10 protein-coding genes are annotated in these 17,099 nt (G+C 64.6%); all 10 read left to right on the forward strand.

Annotated features, from left to right (window positions below; translation table 11 throughout):
- The first annotated feature begins 163 nt into the window (after positions 1 to 163).
- Positions 164 to 1,015: a hypothetical protein gene (locus R2834_03075; protein ID MEZ4699288.1), complete on the forward strand. Its 852-nt coding sequence runs from the start codon at positions 164 to 166 to the stop codon at positions 1,013 to 1,015.
- Between the two features lie 29 nt (positions 1,016 to 1,044).
- Entirely contained in the window at positions 1,045 to 1,665 is a 621-nt protein-coding gene (locus R2834_03080) for a tetratricopeptide repeat protein (protein ID MEZ4699289.1), read from the forward strand.
- Positions 1,665 to 3,395 carry a hypothetical protein gene (locus R2834_03085; protein ID MEZ4699290.1) on the forward strand — a complete coding sequence of 577 codons (1,731 nt, stop codon included), beginning with the start codon at positions 1,665 to 1,667 and terminating at the stop codon, positions 3,393 to 3,395. The genes R2834_03080 and R2834_03085 overlap by 1 nt, the downstream gene beginning before the upstream one ends.
- A 3-nt stretch (positions 3,396 to 3,398) precedes the next feature.
- Positions 3,399 to 6,941 (forward strand): hypothetical protein, encoded by a 3,543-nt coding sequence (locus tag R2834_03090; protein MEZ4699291.1) that lies wholly within the window; start codon positions 3,399 to 3,401, stop codon positions 6,939 to 6,941.
- A 23-nt stretch (positions 6,942 to 6,964) separates the two neighbouring features.
- Positions 6,965 to 8,560 (forward strand): hypothetical protein, encoded by a 1,596-nt coding sequence (locus R2834_03095; GenBank protein ID MEZ4699292.1) that lies wholly within the window; start codon positions 6,965 to 6,967, stop codon positions 8,558 to 8,560.
- 35 nt (positions 8,561 to 8,595) lie between these two features.
- Entirely contained in the window at positions 8,596 to 9,936 is a 1,341-nt protein-coding gene (locus R2834_03100) for an NAD(P)-binding domain-containing protein (protein ID MEZ4699293.1), read from the forward strand.
- A gap of 50 nt (positions 9,937 to 9,986) precedes the next feature.
- Positions 9,987 to 11,501, forward strand: a complete 1,515-nt coding sequence (locus R2834_03105; protein ID MEZ4699294.1) for a cytochrome c3 family protein — start codon at positions 9,987 to 9,989, stop codon at positions 11,499 to 11,501.
- A 138-nt stretch (positions 11,502 to 11,639) separates the two neighbouring features.
- Positions 11,640 to 12,554, forward strand: coding sequence for a HAMP domain-containing sensor histidine kinase (locus tag R2834_03110; protein MEZ4699295.1), 915 nt, complete (start codon positions 11,640 to 11,642; stop codon positions 12,552 to 12,554).
- A 70-nt stretch (positions 12,555 to 12,624) separates the two neighbouring features.
- Complete coding sequence (locus R2834_03115) at positions 12,625 to 13,953, forward strand: aspartate aminotransferase family protein (GenBank protein ID MEZ4699296.1); 1,329 nt, start codon at positions 12,625 to 12,627, stop codon at positions 13,951 to 13,953.
- A 286-nt stretch (positions 13,954 to 14,239) separates the two neighbouring features.
- Positions 14,240 to 16,903: a tetratricopeptide repeat protein gene (locus R2834_03120; protein MEZ4699297.1), complete on the forward strand. Its 2,664-nt coding sequence runs from the start codon at positions 14,240 to 14,242 to the stop codon at positions 16,901 to 16,903.
- Positions 16,904 to 17,099 lie beyond the last annotated feature (196 nt).

Genomic DNA, 17,099 nt, shown 5'->3' on the forward strand with positions numbered 1-17,099 from the left:
CGCGGCATTGTTTTTGAAAACCGAAGATCTCATGTCGCTGCACTGTTTTAAGCTCCTCCAAGAGCCCTCGGAATAACCAAAAGGGGTCGATCCAGAGACCATTAGCACTGCGGCCTGCGATGCGGGCCGGCCGATTCACTCATCCCCTCCTCGGATACACCGTATGAAGTCGCACCGTTCGGCGCTCCTGGCCGTGCTCTGGCTGGCCATCGCCGCATACCCGCTCATCGAAGGCTTCGCCTATTACCACGCGCCGCTCCAGGAGCGGCCGTACATGGCGGCGCACACCGAATTCAGGCCGTCCGGTTTTATCGGGCAGGGTCTGGGGATCATCGGCAGCCTGATGATGCTCGTCGGCGTGAGCACCTACATGTTCCGGAAGCGCTCGACGATGATGCAGAAGCTCGGCAAGCTGCGCGGCTGGCTCACGTTTCACATCTTCCTGTGCACGCTCGGGCCGTTCCTGGTGCTGTTGCACACCACGTTCAAGTTTGGCAACATCGCCTCCATCTCTTTCTGGAGCATGGCCATCGTCGTGGGGAGCGGCATATTCGGGCGCTACGTGTACGTCCACATCCCGAAGACCGCAAACGGGCAGTTCTATACCGCGAGCGATCTGAAGCGGGCGCAGTCGGTGCTCGGCCAGCGCCTGGCCGGCGTGACGGGGCTGGCCCAGGACCAGATCGAGAGCCTCTTCGCCGGGATGCCGGCGGCCAGCAGCATCCCGGGCGCCGTCGTCCAGACGCTGCGGTTCCAGTTGGGCAAGCGGAGGCTGCAATCGAACCTCGAAGGCGCGCTACAGGCGCGCGGCGTCGACGGCGACCGGGTCAAAACCGCGCTGCCGCTGTTCCTGAACCACATCGAACTCCAGCTCCGGCAGCAGACGCTGGGGCCGTTCGTGCGCGCTTTCGGCTACTGGCACGTGCTGCATATCCCGCTCGCCCTCGTCATGCTGGCCGCCTTCCTGATCCACATCGCCGTCGCCATCGCCTTCGGCTATACGTGGGTCCTCTGAGCTCCATCCAACGCAAGCCACGCTCCATCATGCTCGCACGAATCACCCAGAGTCGCTACTTCCTGCTGTACGTCCTCGCCGGCTTCGCGCTGTTCGCGGCCATCTGGTTCGGCGCGCGCCGCCCGCCGGCTGCCGGCGTCGCCTCGAACTGGACCGCCGCGCCGGAGACGGCCCGGGCGCAGACCGCCGCCGCCGGCGACGAGACGTTCACGCCCGACAAGAGCAACGTCAATCCCTCGATGCATTCCCAGCTCGAAGCGCTGCGGATGCGCCTCGTCGAGACGCCGGACGACACCACGCACCTTTTCCGGTTCGCCCGCCTGCTGCAGGACGCGCACCAGCCCGAGGAGGCCGCGCGCAACTACAAGCATTATCTGGCGCTCCATCCCGAAAACCGGCAGGTCTGGCTCGACCTCACGCAGACCTACGGCGAACTCGAACAGTGGGACGAAGCGCTGCGCACCGTCGACGACATGCTCGCGCGGTACGCGGACGACCCGTCTGGTTTGTACAACAAGGGGGCCATTCTGGCCAACACCTCCCGTTTCGAGGAAGCGCGCGCCATATGGACGAAGGTCGCCGACCAGATCGACGATCCTGACGTCGCGGTGATGGCGCGTCATTCCCTGCAAAAGCTGCCTCCCTCTTAATGATTCGTTTTCTGTCGTCGCCGGCATGCCGCGCGGTGTTCGCCGTGCTGCTGGTCTATGGCCTGACGCCTACCGCCGCCATGTCCCAGTTGATCTCACCGGGCAAATTGTCGCGTTCGCACGCCGATCTCGAAGGCGTGACGAACTGTACCCAGTGTCATGCGCTGGGGCAGCGGAGCGTGAACGACAATCTGTGTCTCAACTGCCACACGCCGATGCAGGCGCGCATCGCGGCGAAGACCGGGTTTCACATCACGGTGGACGAGCAGCCCTGCGGCGACTGCCACAAGGAGCATTTCGGGGTGGATTTCGTGCCCGTGCGGTTCGACACCACCGCGTTCGAGCACGATAAGACGACGTTCGACCTGACGGGCGCGCACCTCGAGACGGCCTGCCGCACCTGCCACGAGCCGGACAACATCAAGGCGCCCGACGTGCTCGCGTTCAAGGGCAAGCACAACGCACTCGACAAGACCTTCCTCGGCCTGCTGACCGAATGCCGGTCGTGCCACGCCCCCGAGAGTCCGCACCAGGACCAGTTCGACGACCGCGCCTGCGACACGTGTCACGAGACCGAGACGTGGGAGGAGGCGCCGGCGTTCGACCACAACGAGGCGCGGTTCAAACTCACCGGCAAGCACCAGGACGTGGCGTGCGAGAACTGCCACGGCACCCTGCGCACGCCGGCCGGCGAGGAGTTTACGCAGTACGTGGGCCTCGAATTCAAGGCCTGCCTGAACTGCCATGAAGACCAGCACGACGGCCGCTTCGGCACCGACTGCACCACGTGCCACCAGACGGCCGGCTGGCACGAGCTCACCCAGTTGAGCAAATCCAAATTCAACCACGACGAGACCGGCTTCAAGCTGATCGGCAACCATGCCGACCTCGAATGCGCGTCGTGCCATCAGAAGCCGGCGCGGCGCGACGCCGACATCCGGGTAGCGTTTATCGGCAACACGACCGGCAACACCTATCCGCGCATCAAGGTCAACGATTGCCTGTCGTGCCATGTCGATTACCACCGCAAGGAGTTTATCGAAAGCCCCGGCGGCGGCGCCGTGTGCGAGAACTGCCACGGCCAGCACGAGTGGTTTCCGACGACGTACGACATCGAGCGGCACAACAAGGAGGCCGCGTTCGAGCTGACCGGCGCCCACCTGGCTACCGCCTGCGTGTCGTGCCACAACCCGGACGGCAAGCGGCCCACCTTCGTCATCGAGAAGACGGAGTGCCAGGATTGCCACGTGCCGGACAGCCCCCACGGCGATCAGTTCGCCGACGAGCTGGGCGTCACGGCCTGCGCGAATTGCCACGTCACCGAGCAGTGGGACGAGGCCACCGGCTTCGACCATAGCAAAACCCGGTTCGCCCTCACCGGCAAACACGCCACCACGGCGTGCGAGGACTGCCACAAGTCCGCCGGCCCGGATGCCGGCTTCGACGGCCCCGCCTACCGCGGACTCGAAACGACCTGCATCACCTGCCACGACGAGGACGATCCGCATCAGGATCAATTCCCCGGCAGGGCCTGCAACGATTGCCACGAAACGAAGGCCTTTACCATTCCCGCATTCGACCATGAAACCACCCGGTTCTCGCTCACCGGGGCACACAAGGAAGTCGAATGCGCCTCCTGCCACAAGGAGGAAAACACCCCCGATCGCTCCCTCTTCACACGCTACCGTCCCCTCCCAACGGCTTGCGAAGACTGTCATGGGGAAGAATAACGTATGAGACGCATCGCACTTCTGACGTTCTGGCTGCTCACCCTGGCCGGCACGTCGGCGCTCGCCCAGCAGGGAACGAGCCCGCACGGGACGATTTCCATCGGCACCGACTGCAATGCCTGCCACCGGACCGAGGGCTGGACGCCGCTGAAGGAGGCGATGGCGTTCTCGCACAGCATGCAGACCGGTTTCCCGCTCACGGGGAGCCACCAGCGCGTCGCATGCGCGTCGTGCCACATCGATTTGCGTTTCGACGAGCCGCACACCACGGCCACGGAGTGCGCGACCTGCCACGTCGACGTCCACCAGGGCGCCTATTCGGAAACCTGCGTCGACTGCCATAACACCACCCTTTTCGCCGACGTGGAGGGCATCAGCGTCCATGCGCGCACGAGCTTTCCGCTCACCGGCACGCACGCCCAGCTCACCTGCGTGAGCTGCCACACCGACGATGTCGGCGGCGCCTTCACCCCGCTCGAGACGGCCTGCGTCACCTGTCACGAGCCCGACTATGAGGATGCCCGGAGCGTCGACCACGTCGCGGCCGGCTTCCCGCTCGAATGCGAAACCTGCCACAACACCATCCGCTGGCAGGGGACGCTGTTCGACCATATCCTCGCGTCGAACGGGTTCGCGCTCCTCGGCGCCCACGAACAGCAGCCCTGTTCGGCCTGCCACCGTTCGCCCGATCTCAGCCCCATCTTTACCGCGCAGAACGACCAGGACTGTATCTCCTGCCATCAGCCCGATTACGACGACAACCACGCCGGCTCCGGTTTCCCCACCACCTGTCTCGAATGCCACAACACCGAAACGTGGGATGGCGCGGTGTTCGACCACATCGCCGCATCCGACGGCTTCGCGCTCCTCGGCGCCCATGAAACCCTCGCCTGTGAAACCTGCCACAGCCTGCCGGACCTCACGCCGCTGTTCAACCCCAGCAACGACCAGGATTGCATCACCTGCCACCAGCAAGACTACAACGACGAACACGCCGGCTCCGGTTTCCCCACCACCTGCCTGAACTGCCACAACACCACCTCGTGGGACGGCGCCGACTTCGACCACGTCACCGCCTCCAACGGCTTCGACCTCCTCGGCGCCCACGATGCCCTCGCCTGCGAGAACTGCCACAGCATGCCCGATCTCGCGCCGCTCTTCAACCCGGCCAACGATCAGGACTGCATCACCTGCCACCAGCAGGACTACAACGACGAACACGCCGGCTCGGGCTTCCCGACCACCTGCCTCAACTGCCACGGCACCCAGACCTGGAGCGGGGCCGACTTCGACCACGTCACCGCCTCCAACGGCTTCGACCTCCTCGGCGCCCACGACGCCCTGGCGTGCGAAAACTGCCATAGCATGCCCGATCTCACGCCGCTCTTCAACCCGGCCAACGATCAGGACTGCATCACCTGCCACCAGCAGGACTACAACGACGAACACGCCGGCTCGGGCTTCCCGACCACCTGCCTCAACTGCCACGGCACCCAGACCTGGAGCGGGGCCGACTTCGACCACGTGACGGCGTCCAACGGCTTCGACCTCCTCGGCGCCCACGACGTCCTGTCGTGCGACAACTGCCACAGCCTGCCCGATCTCACGCCGCTCTTCAACCCGGCCAACGATCAGGACTGTATCACCTGCCACCAGCAGGACTACAACGACGAACACGCCGGCTCCGGATTCCCCACCACCTGCCTCACCTGTCACAACACGACCTCGTGGGACGGCGCCGACTTCGACCACGTGACGGCGTCCAACGGCTTCGACCTCCTCGGCGCCCACGACGCCCTGGCGTGCGAGAACTGCCACAGCATGCCCGATCTCACGCCGCTCTTTACGCCGAGCAGCGACCAGGATTGCATCACCTGCCATCAGCCCGACTACAACGACAACCACGCCGGCTCCGGATTCCCCACCACGTGTCTGGAGTGCCACAACATCAACACGTGGGACAACGCCGACTTCGACCACGTGACGGCGTCCAACGGCTTCGACCTCCTCGGCGCCCACGACGCCCTGTCGTGCGACAACTGCCACAGCCTGCCCGATCTCACGCCGCTGTTCAACCCGGCCAACGATCAGGACTGCATCACCTGCCACCAGCAGGATTACAACGACGAACACGCCGGCTCCGGATTCCCCACCACTGCCTCACGTGTCATGGCACGATGTCGTGGATGGCGACTTCGACCACGTCACCGCCTCCAACGGCTTCGACCTCATCGGCGCCACGACGCGCTGGCGTGTGTGCCACAGTTCGATTCACCCGCTGTTCAACCCGGCCAACGATCAGACTGCATCACCGCCACCAGCAGGATTACAACGACGAACACGCCGGTGGGATTCCCCACCACCTGCCTCACGTGTCATGGCACGATGTCGTGGGATGGCGCGGACTTCGACCACGTCACCGCCTCCAACGGCTTCGACCTCATCGGCGCACACGACGCGCTGGCGTGTGAAAACTGCCACAGTCTGCCCGATCTCACCCCGCTGTTCAACCCGGCCAACGATCAGGACTGCATCACCTGCCACCAGCAGGATTACAACGACGAACACGCCGGCTCGGGCTTCCCCACGACCTGCCTCACGTGTCATGGCACGATGTCGTGGGATGGCGCGGACTTCGACCACGTTACCGCCTCCAACGGCTTCGACCTCCTCGGCGCGCACGACGCGCTGGCGTGTGAAAACTGCCACAGTCTGCCCGATCTGACCCCGCTGTTCAACCCGGCCAACGATCAGGACTGCATCACCTGCCATCAGCCGGACTACAACACCAACCACGCCGGCTCGGGCTTCCCGACCACGTGCCTCAACTGCCACAACACGACCACGTGGGAGAACGCGGAGTTCGACCATGCGGCCAACGCCGACGGCTTCCGGCTCCTCGGCGCCCACGACGCGCTGGCGTGCGAGAATTGCCACAGCCTGCCCGATCTGACCCCGCTGTTCAACCCGGCCAACGACCAGGACTGCATCACCTGTCACCAGGCGGATTACAACGACAACCACGCCGGCTCGGGCTTCCCGACCACGTGTCTGAATTGCCACAACACCAACACCTGGGACGATGCCAATTTCGACCATGCGGCCAACGCCGACGGCTTCCGGCTCCTCGGGGCCCACGATGCGCTCGCCTGTGAAAACTGCCACAGTTTGCCCGATCTGACCCCGCTGTTCAACCCCAGCAACGATCAGGATTGCATCACCTGCCACCAGCAGGACTACAACAACGAGCACACGGGCACGGGCTTCCCGGACACCTGTCTCGACTGCCACAATACGAACACGTGGAGCGGCGCCACATTCGACCACGACGACCTGTACTTCCCGATCTATTCGGGGCGGCACAATAACAGATGGTCGAATAATTGCCAGACCTGCCACCTCCAGCCGACCAACTACGCCTACTTCAGCTGCGAGGGCGCATGCCACGAGCACACGAAGACCAGGATGGATAACGAGCACAAGGGGAAAAACGGCTACGCATTCGACTTCCCGCTCTGTCTGAACTGCCATCCGAACGGCAACTGACGAACGTCCTGAATCCGATACCCATGCGTTTCAGAAAGCTCCTCCTTCTACTGCTCTGTGTACAGGCAGGCGTGGCCAGCGTGTTCGCTCAGGATACGACCCTCACGGCGACGATAACCCATATCGCCGGCGACAACGCCTACATCAACGTGGGCCGTGCCGACGGCGTACAGCCGGCGGACACGCTACAGATTCTGGCCGCGGGGCGCATGCTGGGCCGCATGGTCGTGATCAGCACATCGAGCCGCCAATCCATCCTGGGATTCGTATCGCAGTCCTTTCCGCTGACGCGCGGGATGAAGATCGACGTCACGTTCACCCGCTCGGCGCAGCCGGGCGAGGGCGCGCCGGCCGAGGCGCCCCCGCCGGTGGCCGAGGCGACGCCGCAACCCGTCACGCGGACGATCAAAAAACCGACGCCCCCGCGGAGGGACAGCCGGCGGGTGCGCGTCGACGGCCGCATCATGTTGAGTATGAGCATGCTCAGCTCCGAGACCCAGTCGCTCAACACGGACCTGGCGCCGGTGAGCCGGCAGTTCGCCACGCCGTCGATCAACGTGAATGCCACCGTGCGCAACCTGCCGTCGAATGCACGTATCCAGGCCAACGTGCGGTCTGAATACCGCAGCTCGTCGAGTTCGTCGCTGGTGCCCGAGCGGTCGGTCCGGGCGTATCAGCTGAACCTGCAGAAGTCCCTCTCGTTCGGCGAGATGCAGTTCGGGCGCTTCTACAACAACTTCACCCCGCACGGCGGCTACTGGGACGGCGGCAGCTTCCTGCTGGGTTCGCGGAAGGCCGGCGTGGGCGTCACCGTCGGCTTCATGCCGGAGCGCTCGAACGAAGGGTTTACGACCGATTTCCCCCGGATCTCCGGCTTCGCGCAGTACCGCACGCCATCCGGCAAGCCGTTCACGTACCGCGTGGCGGCCTCGTACCACGAGGTCCACCCGACCGCGCTGTATCTCGACCACAAGTTCGGCGAGTTCACCCAGGAATTCGACTGGAAGAAGCTGTCGGTCGACCAGGATATCCAGATCGATCAGGACCCGCTCACCCAGAACATGGTGGTGACCCTCTTCCAGCTCGACTCGCGCTATAAAGTCACCGACCAGCTCCAGGTGCGGAGCCGCTACTACCTGCGGCAGCCCTATCGCATGTACAGCACCGTCAGCCCGATCTCGACGCGGCGGGATCAGATCGGCGTCGGCTTCAACCTGCGCCGTGGCGAGGGCTCCATCGGCGGCGAATATTCCAACCGGTACACCGAAGGCGCGTACGACAGCCGCAGCATCCTGATGTACGCGAACACCCCGTTCATCCAGCCGCTCAACATCTCGATCAGCGCGAACGCCAGCCTCTGGTCGTCGAGTTTCGGCGAGGCGCTTTATGCCTCGGCTGGCCTCATGCGGAGCTTTGGGTCGGGCAACGGCCGCGTCGAATACGCGTTTTACCGCACGACGACGACCAACCAGGACAGCGCCATCGACGTGCACCGGGTCTCCTTTTCAACCTCGCTGCCGCTCAGCAAGGCGTTCTTCTGGAACGCCCGGGTGAGCTTCCAGCAGAGCCGGTACCTCAGCAGCGTGTCGGGGCAGACGAGCCTTCAGATTCGATTCTGATCGCCGGCGTATCATCGAAGCAGTCAAAATAAGGAATGGGTTTACAGGTCGAGACGTTCGTCATCTGGCTGGTCGCCATCGGGTTGATCTTCGTTTTTGTGGTGCCCTATCTGATCACCCACATCCAGCGGGAGAAACACGCCGAGGCCGTCTACAGCAAAGCCATGGAGATGGGCGCGGAGGAGCCGGACACCCTGCATCCGGTCATCAACCCGTCCGCCTGCATCTGCACCGGCAACTGCATGGCCGTGTGCCCGGAGAAGGACGTCCTGGGGCTCCTGAGCGGCACCGCCCTGACCATCAACCCGACGCATTGCGTGGGGCATGGCCTCTGCGAGCGGGCGTGCCCGGTGGACGCGATCCAGCTGGTGATCGGGACCTCAAAACGCGGCGTGGACATCCCCCGCATCAAGGAGAACTTCGAAACGAACATCCAGGGGCTCTTCATCCTCGGCGAACTCGGGGGGATGGGATTGATCCGCAACGCCTTCGAGCAGTCGCGCCAGTGCATCTCCTGGATCAAGTCGCAGGCCGACCAGCTCAACAACCCGTCGGTCTACGACGTCCTGATCGTGGGCTGCGGCCCCGCCGGCCTGGCGGCATCGCTGCATTGCCAGCATCAGGGGCTCCGCTTCCGGACGATCGAGAAAGAAGACATCGGCGGCACCGTCCGCTACTACCCCCGCAAGAAGCTCGTGATGACGTTCCCGCTCGACGTGCCGGGATACGGCAAGCTCGACTTCAAGAGCATCATCAAGGAAGATCTCATCGGGCTCTGGAGCGAGATCGTCGAAAAAACCGGCGTCCGCGAACACATCGCGACCGGCGTCACGCTCGAAAACGTGCACAAGACGCCCCAGGGCTGGTTTGAAGTGAAGACATCGGGCGAAACCTACCTGGCCCAGCGCGTGATCCTGGCGATCGGCCGGCGCGGCGTGCCGCGCAAGCTGGACGTCCCGGGCGAAGACAGCCCCCGCGTGGCCTATTCGCTGCTCGACCCCGACCACTTCCAGCAAAACAAGGTGCTCGTGGTAGGCGGCGGCGACAGCGCCATCGAGGCCGCCTGCGCGCTCGCGCAGCAGCCGGGCAACACGGTCCATCTCAGCTATCGCCGCGATTCGTTTTCCCGCATCAAGCCGGACAATGCCTCGCGGATCGAGGAGGCCATCGCGCGGCGGCAGGTCCACTTCCTGCCCGAATCGCAGGTCACCAAGATCGAGACCGGCGCGGTGTTCGTGAAGGACAGCGCCGGCCACGAGCAGCGGCTCGCCAACGACTACCTCTTCATTATGATCGGCGGCACCCTGCCCACGGGCATGCTGAAAGACCTCGGCATCAAGATTGACACGAAGTTTGGCCAGCCGCTGGTGAGCTAGGCCGTGCCGACGGTGCACGGCATGACCGCCCCGGCTCCAGGAGCAATCCCATGAGATCCATTCTGTTGCTGTTTGCAGGACTTCTCGTCGCCATGCCGCTGCGCGCGCAGGTGACGCCGCAGGGCACGAGTCCGCACGGCGACCTTACCATCGGCGTGGGCTGCGACGCCTGCCACAAGACGGAGGGCTGGACGCCGCTGCGCGAGCCGCTCGCCTTCTCGCACAGCATGCAGACCGGCTTCCCGCTGACGGGCAGCCATAACCGGGTCGCCTGCGCGTCGTGCCATATCGACCTCCGCTTCGACGAGCCGGCCGTCGCCGCGACCGAATGCGCCACCTGCCATGTCGATGTCCACCAGGGCGCCTACCTCGAGGCCTGCGTCGATTGCCACAATACCACCCTCTTCCAGGATGTGGAGGGCATCGCCATCCACACGCGGACCAGCTTCCCGCTCACCGGCACCCACGCCCAGCTGAACTGCACGAGCTGCCACACCAACGACACCGGCGGCGCGTTCACCGCCATCGAGACCGAGTGCGCGTCCTGCCACCAGGAGGATTACGACGGCGCCCGGAGCATCGACCACGTCGCGGCCGGCTTCCCCACCGAATGCGAAACCTGCCATAACGCGGTAGGCTGGCAGGGCGCTGTCTTCGAACATGCGATCGCCTCCAACGGCTTCTCCCTCCTCGGCGCGCACGACGCCCTGGCCTGCGCCGCGTGCCACCGCTCGCCCGATCTCACCCCGATTTTTTCCGCCCGCAACGACCAGGACTGTTATTCCTGCCATCAGGAGGATTACGACGACCACCACGCCAATACCGGATTCCCCACGACCTGCGTGGATTGCCACAGCCCGGACTCCTGGGACGGGGCCGCCTTCGACCACGTCCTGGCATCGGATGGGTTCGCACTGCTCGGCGCGCATGAAACGCTGCAATGCGAGAGCTGCCACAGCCTGCCGGACCTCACGCCGCTCTTCAACCCCGCCGGCGACCAGGACTGCATCACCTGCCATCAGCCCGACTACAACGCCAACCACGCCGGCAGTGGATTCCCCACCACCTGCCTCAACTGCCACGGCACGACCACCTGGGAGGGCGCGGACTTCGACCACGTCGCCGCGTCGAACGGCTTCGCACTCGTCGGAGCACACAACAAACTGGCCTGCGAGAATTGCCATAGCCTGCCGGATCTCACGCCGCTGTTCAATCCGTCGGACAATGAGGATTGCATCACCTGCCATCAGCCGGATTACAACGCCAACCATGCCGGCTCCGGCTTCCCGACCACCTGCCTCGAGTGTCACAATACCACCGATTGGGACGACACGTCCGCCTTCGATCACGACGGGCTCTACTTCCGCATCTATTCCGGAAAGCATAGAGGCCGATGGTCGAACAACTGCCAGACGTGCCATCTGCAGGCCAACAATTACCCGTACTTCAGTTGCGAAGGCGCCTGCCATCAGCATACGCAGACGCGGATGGACAACGAGCACCGCGGAAAAAATGGCTATGCGTTTGACTTCCCCACCTGCCTGAACTGCCACGCACGCGTCTGAGGCTCGTCCGGCCCACCGGGTACGCTCTTTGATTATGGCACTATAGCGCGTCGTTATCCTCTCAACGACGCCAATTATTCCCGAACCAGGAACGCGTTGTCCCCTTACGGGGGCGTTTCTGCCAGGTAGTGCCGAACCATGCTTCCACTTCCTTCTCCTTCGCCCGCAGCGCTGGCCGCCTTTCTCCTGGCGGTCGCGTTTCTCGGCGCGTTGAGTACCCTCAGCGTCGTCCTTACCGTGTCGCGGCTCCGGCCGCATCTCCTTCCGAGCACGCTGCGCCTCGACCTGATGACGGAGCAGCGCATGCTCCAGCACGCCCGGCGCCTGGCGCGGGTGAATGCCGCGCGGGCGGACCGGATGCAGGCCGCGCTCCTCGACAACGTGAGCCACGAGTTTCGCACGCCGCTCACAGGCATCCTCGCGGCAGCGCAAATCCTGAGGGACGCCGTCGACACCGAGCAGCGCGAACTCACCGAGATGATTATCCGGGACAGCCAGCGCATGCACGCGACGTTGTCGAACGTGCTCGAGCTCGTGGAATTCGAGGCCGCGGCGCACACGGTCCAGCCGGCGGACGTCGACCTCAACGACGTCGTCCGGGAGGCCCTGGCGCCGTACACGACCTTCGCCGCCCGAAAAGGCATCGCGCTGCTGGGGCCCGAGGTGGCTGCGCCCGTTCGGGTGGTGAGCGACCCCGCGTTGCTCTGCAAGGTGATCGGCAACCTGGTCGACAACGCGATCAAGTTCACCGACGAAGGCGAGGTGCGCGTCCGGGTCCGGCCTGAGGGCGACCGTTTCTGCGTCGATGTCGCCGACACGGGCCCCGGCATCGCCAAACCGATGTTGCCGCTGCTGTTCACCCCGTTCACGCAGGGGAGCCAGGGCCTGAGCCGGTCGCACGCCGGCACGGGGCTCGGGCTGACCGTGACGAAGCGGCTGGTAGACCTCCTCGGCGGGCACATCACGATCAGCACGAGCCCCGGCTCGGGGAGCGTCTTCAGCATTTCCCTGCCCATCGATGGCATCGAATCCGGGGAGGGCGTGTCCGATTGATCCGCCGTGAACCTTTCCGGACACACTGAGTCGTACATCCGCGTAGCGTCAACCAATCGTATGCGAGCCCATGACGTCATTCTCGATGGATTACGATCTGCCGTTCCGGGAGGAGGAGGACACGCTGGCCGGCGAGCAGCGGACCTACCTGTTCCCGTGCGTGCGCCCCTATTACAACGAGCCGCTGGTGCTCAAGCGGGCGGAGGGCGTGTGGGTCTACGATGAGCACGACACCCCCTTTCTGGATCTGTTCGCCGGCATCCTGTCGACCTCGCTCGGGCACTGCCATCCGGAAGTCGTCGAGCGCGTTCGCGAGCAGGTCGGCGTCCTGGGGCACACCTCCACGCTGTACGTCACCGAGCAGCAGATCCAGGTGGCCAAACGGCTGGCGGACCTCGCCCCGGGCCGGCTGCAGCGGTCGCTCTTCCTGAACAGCGGCACCGCCGCGATCGATGCCGCCGTCATGGTGGCGCGGATGTATACCGGGCGCGACGAGATCATCGCGCTCCGGCTCGGCTACTCGGGCAACAGCGTGCTGGCGACGAACTTGACGGCCCACGCCCCCTGGCGCCCGCTCTCGAGCGCCGTCCCGGGCATCAAACACGCGCTCGCTCCCTATCCGTACCGGAGCCCGTTCGGGGATGACCCCGAACTGAACGCCGCACGGTTCGCCGACGACATCGAGAACATCATCCAGACGGCCACAAACGGCCGGCCGGCGGCCCTGCTGGCGGAGACCATCCTGGGCGTGGGCGGCTTCATCGTCCCGCCGCCGGGGTACTTCCAGCGCGCCGCCGAGATCGTCCGCAGCTATGGCGGCCTCTTCATTTGCGACGAGGTGCAGACCGGCTTCGGCCGCACGGGCCAGCACTGGTTCGGCATCGAGCACTGGGATGTCGAGCCCGACATCATGATCATGGCGAAGGGCATCGCGAACGGATTCCCGGTGGGCGCCGTGATCGCGCGCGCCGACGTGGCCGCGGCCTGGGAGAAAAAGATGATTTCGACGTTCGGCGGCAACCCGGTCGCGATGGCCGCGGCAGAGACGACGCTGGACGTGATGGTGCGCGAGAACGTGCCCGCGCGGGCCGAGGCGCGAGGCCGGCAGCTGCGCGCCGGGCTCGATGCCCTCGCGGAGCGCTACCCGTGGATCGGGGAGGTCCGCGGCATGGGGCTGATGCAGGCCCTCGAACTGGTCGTCGACCGCGAGAGCAAACAGCCGGACCCCGAACGGGCCCAGGCGCTGCTCCACGCGGCCAAATCGGAGCGGCTGCTGATCGGCCTCGGGGGGCTCAACAATCATGTTATCCGAATCGGCCCTTCGTTGCTGATCACCGCCTCCGAAATCGACGACGCGCTGGGCCGGCTCGCCCGGGCCTGTGAGCGCGTTGCCGTCTAAAATGGGGAATCCCCCCACATTCGTGCGCCAAACGGATCGGTAGATTACGCCGGTGCTTCGGAACAGTGGGTAGAACCGCTCGCTATGGTTAATGTCCAAATCTGCTTGACGAAGTGGCCAGTTTGGGATATCATAGGCTGGGGGTTTTCAGCCCACTGGTCGACCCACATCGCGCTATCCTCTGTGGCCCACGCCATGGCAGGTATTTGTTTCGCCCATCGTTCAGTAGGTGGTGATTGCCTCGTCTTCGGGTGATACTGAAGAAGGAATTCGCCGTTTGTGCCTCATGGATTACAGTGAATCACATGCCGGAGGGAAGGCACCGTACACCGTAAGGCCGGCGGAGCGCTCCGGCATATCCTATGCGCATCAGAATGCGTGGGCGAATCTTCCGGTGGATGAGTCGTACGACGAGGCGGTCGAGGAATCGGGGTATCAATCGATCCATCTTTCCCAGATCGACCAGCCGCGCACCCCGCAGCGCCCCGAACGGTACCGGATCGGCGACCGGATAGGCGACCGCTACACCGTGCTCGACATCCACCGCGGCTCGATGGGCGTGATCTACGCCACCTTCGACGAAGTCGAGAAGATGCCGCGCGCGCTCAAGACGCTCCAGCAGCGGTTCGCGCATATCCACGAAATGCAACGCATGTTCGTGGAGGAAGCCTCCGTCTGGGTGCGCATCGAAAAACACCCGTTTATCGTCCGCGCCTTTCTGGTGGACATCTACGACGGCCAGCCTTTCGTCATCACCGAATACATCCGCGGCCAGGAGGGCATGGGGAACGACCTGCGTTCCTGGCTGGGCCACCCGCAGCTGACGCTGCCGGTGGGGGTCGACCTCGCGCTCCAGATCTCCCAGGCGCTCCAGCACGCCACCCGCAAGGTTGGCGGCCTGGTGCATCGCGACCTCAAGCCCGGCAACGTGCTGATCGACGAGCAGCGACGGGCGCTGGTGGCGGATTTCGGCCTCGTCTACGCCAACGACGCACGCAGCGGCACGCCGGCATACATGGCTCCGGAGCAATGGCTTCGGCTCGACGTCACGGCGCAGACCGACATCTACGCGTTCGGGTGCATCCTGTACGAGATGGTCACCGGCCACCGGCTCTTCCCCGCGAAGACGATCGATGAGTGGCAGGAAGTCCATCTCTACCAGAAGCCGGTGCCGCCGCGCGTCCTCAACCCCGCGATCCCGCACGACCTCGAGGCGTTCGTGCTCCAGTGCCTGTCCAAGTCGGCCCACGAACGGCCGCGCGGGTGGGACGAAGTCGTGCATCAATGCGCGGCATGGTACGAGCGCGTGGCCGGCAAGCAGGCGCAGCTGGATTTCAGCAACTACGACCTCAAGGCCGGCGAGCTGATCAACGCCAGCTATTCGCTGACGCAGCTCGGCAAATACGAGGAGGTGCTCGAGGTGTGCGACCGGGCGCTCGCCATCAATGCCAACAATACGACGGCCCTGTACAACAAGGGCATCGCGCTGGGCAAGATCGGGCGGTACGAACAGGCGGTAGCCGCCTACGACCGGGTCCTCGCGATCGACCCGGGCGATGCCGGCGCGCAGTACCACAAGGGCAACGCGCTGATGGCGCTGGGCCGGCACGAACAGGCCGTCGCCGCCTACGACGAGACGCTGACGCTCAGCAAGCAGGATGTGGCGGCGTGGTACAACAAGGCGATCGCCCTCAATCATCTCGGGCGGTACGAAGAAGCGCTCGACGCCTGCGAGCAGTCGCTGGCCATCGAACAGAACTCCGTCGCGTGGCAAAACCGCGGGCATGCGCTCATCGCGCTGGAGCGTTTCGCGGAGGCCGTCGAGGCGTACCTGCGGGCCGTCGACCTGGATCATTCCGACCTGGATTCCTGGTACAATCTGGGCAACGCCTACATGACGATCAACCTGTACCAGGAAGCCGTCGACGCCTACAACCGGGTGCTGTCGCTCGCGCCGAACGACCCGGGCGCCTGGAACAACAAGGGCATCGCGCTGAAGCATCTCGGCCACTATGACGAGGCGGTCGAGGCGTACAACACGGCGCTGGAGCTGGACCCGAACGACGCCGGCGCGTGGAACAACAAGGGCAACGCCCTCCTCCAACTCGGCCAGATGGACAAGGCGATGGCGGCGTTCGTCCGCGCCCTCGTGCTCAACCCGGAAGACCCCAGTTCGTGGTATAACAAAGGCATCGCGCTGGCGCAGGTGGGGCGCTACATCCAGGCCATCGAGGCGTACGACCGGGCGCTCGCGTTGAGCCCGGCCTCCCCGCAGATCTGGTACCACAAAGGCATCGCCCTCATCAAACTGGGCCGGTATCAGGAAGCCATGAAGGCGAACGACCGCGCCCTCGCGCTCGACCCGCTTTCGGTGGATGTATGGTACAATAACGGTATCGCCCTCAACCACATGGGGCGCTATCGGGATGCCGTCGCCGCCTACGACCGCGCCCTCGCGCTCGACCCCACCTATGGGGACGCGTCCTACAACAAGGGCAACGCGCTCACGAACATGGGGCTCTTCAGCGAGGCTGTGGATGCCTATAACATCGCGCTGCGCCTCAACCCGGACGACGTGGAAGCCGCCTATAACAAGGGAATCGCGCTGACCAAGCTCAAGCTGTTCGACGAGGCCATCGCCACCTACGACAGCGTGCTGCATCAGCATCCGAACGACGTCGACGCCTGGTTCAACAAAGGGATCGCGCTGGAGCACGTTAAGCGATACCCCGAAGCGTACGTCGCCTACGAACGCGTGCTCGAACTCAACCAGACCCATTCCGGCGCCTGGACCAAAAAAAGCAGCATCCTCATGCGTCTGCGCCGCTACCGCGAAGCGCTGCAGGCCAGCGAAAACGCCCTGCAGATCAACCCCGAGGATATGGAGGCGTTGCGCAACAAGGGGTTGGCGCTCAACTACCTGAAAAACGAGCGCCCCGCCGGCCGTTAGGTCCACGCCGTTACTCCATGCCGTCGCGCCGCCACCCGTTCCGTCGCGTCGCCACCCGCTCCGTACCGTCATCCCCGACCTGATCGGGGATCCATGGAAGGCCCAAGAATACCTCATTTGCGGTTCCTGGCGCGATTTTATGCAACCCTAACGCCTCGTATGGATCCCCGATCGGGGTCGGGGATGACGGAGGCGG

It is taken from the genome of Rhodothermales bacterium (assembly GCA_041391505.1).
GTDB lineage: Bacteria > Bacteroidota > Rhodothermia > Rhodothermales > JAHQVL01 > JAWKNW01.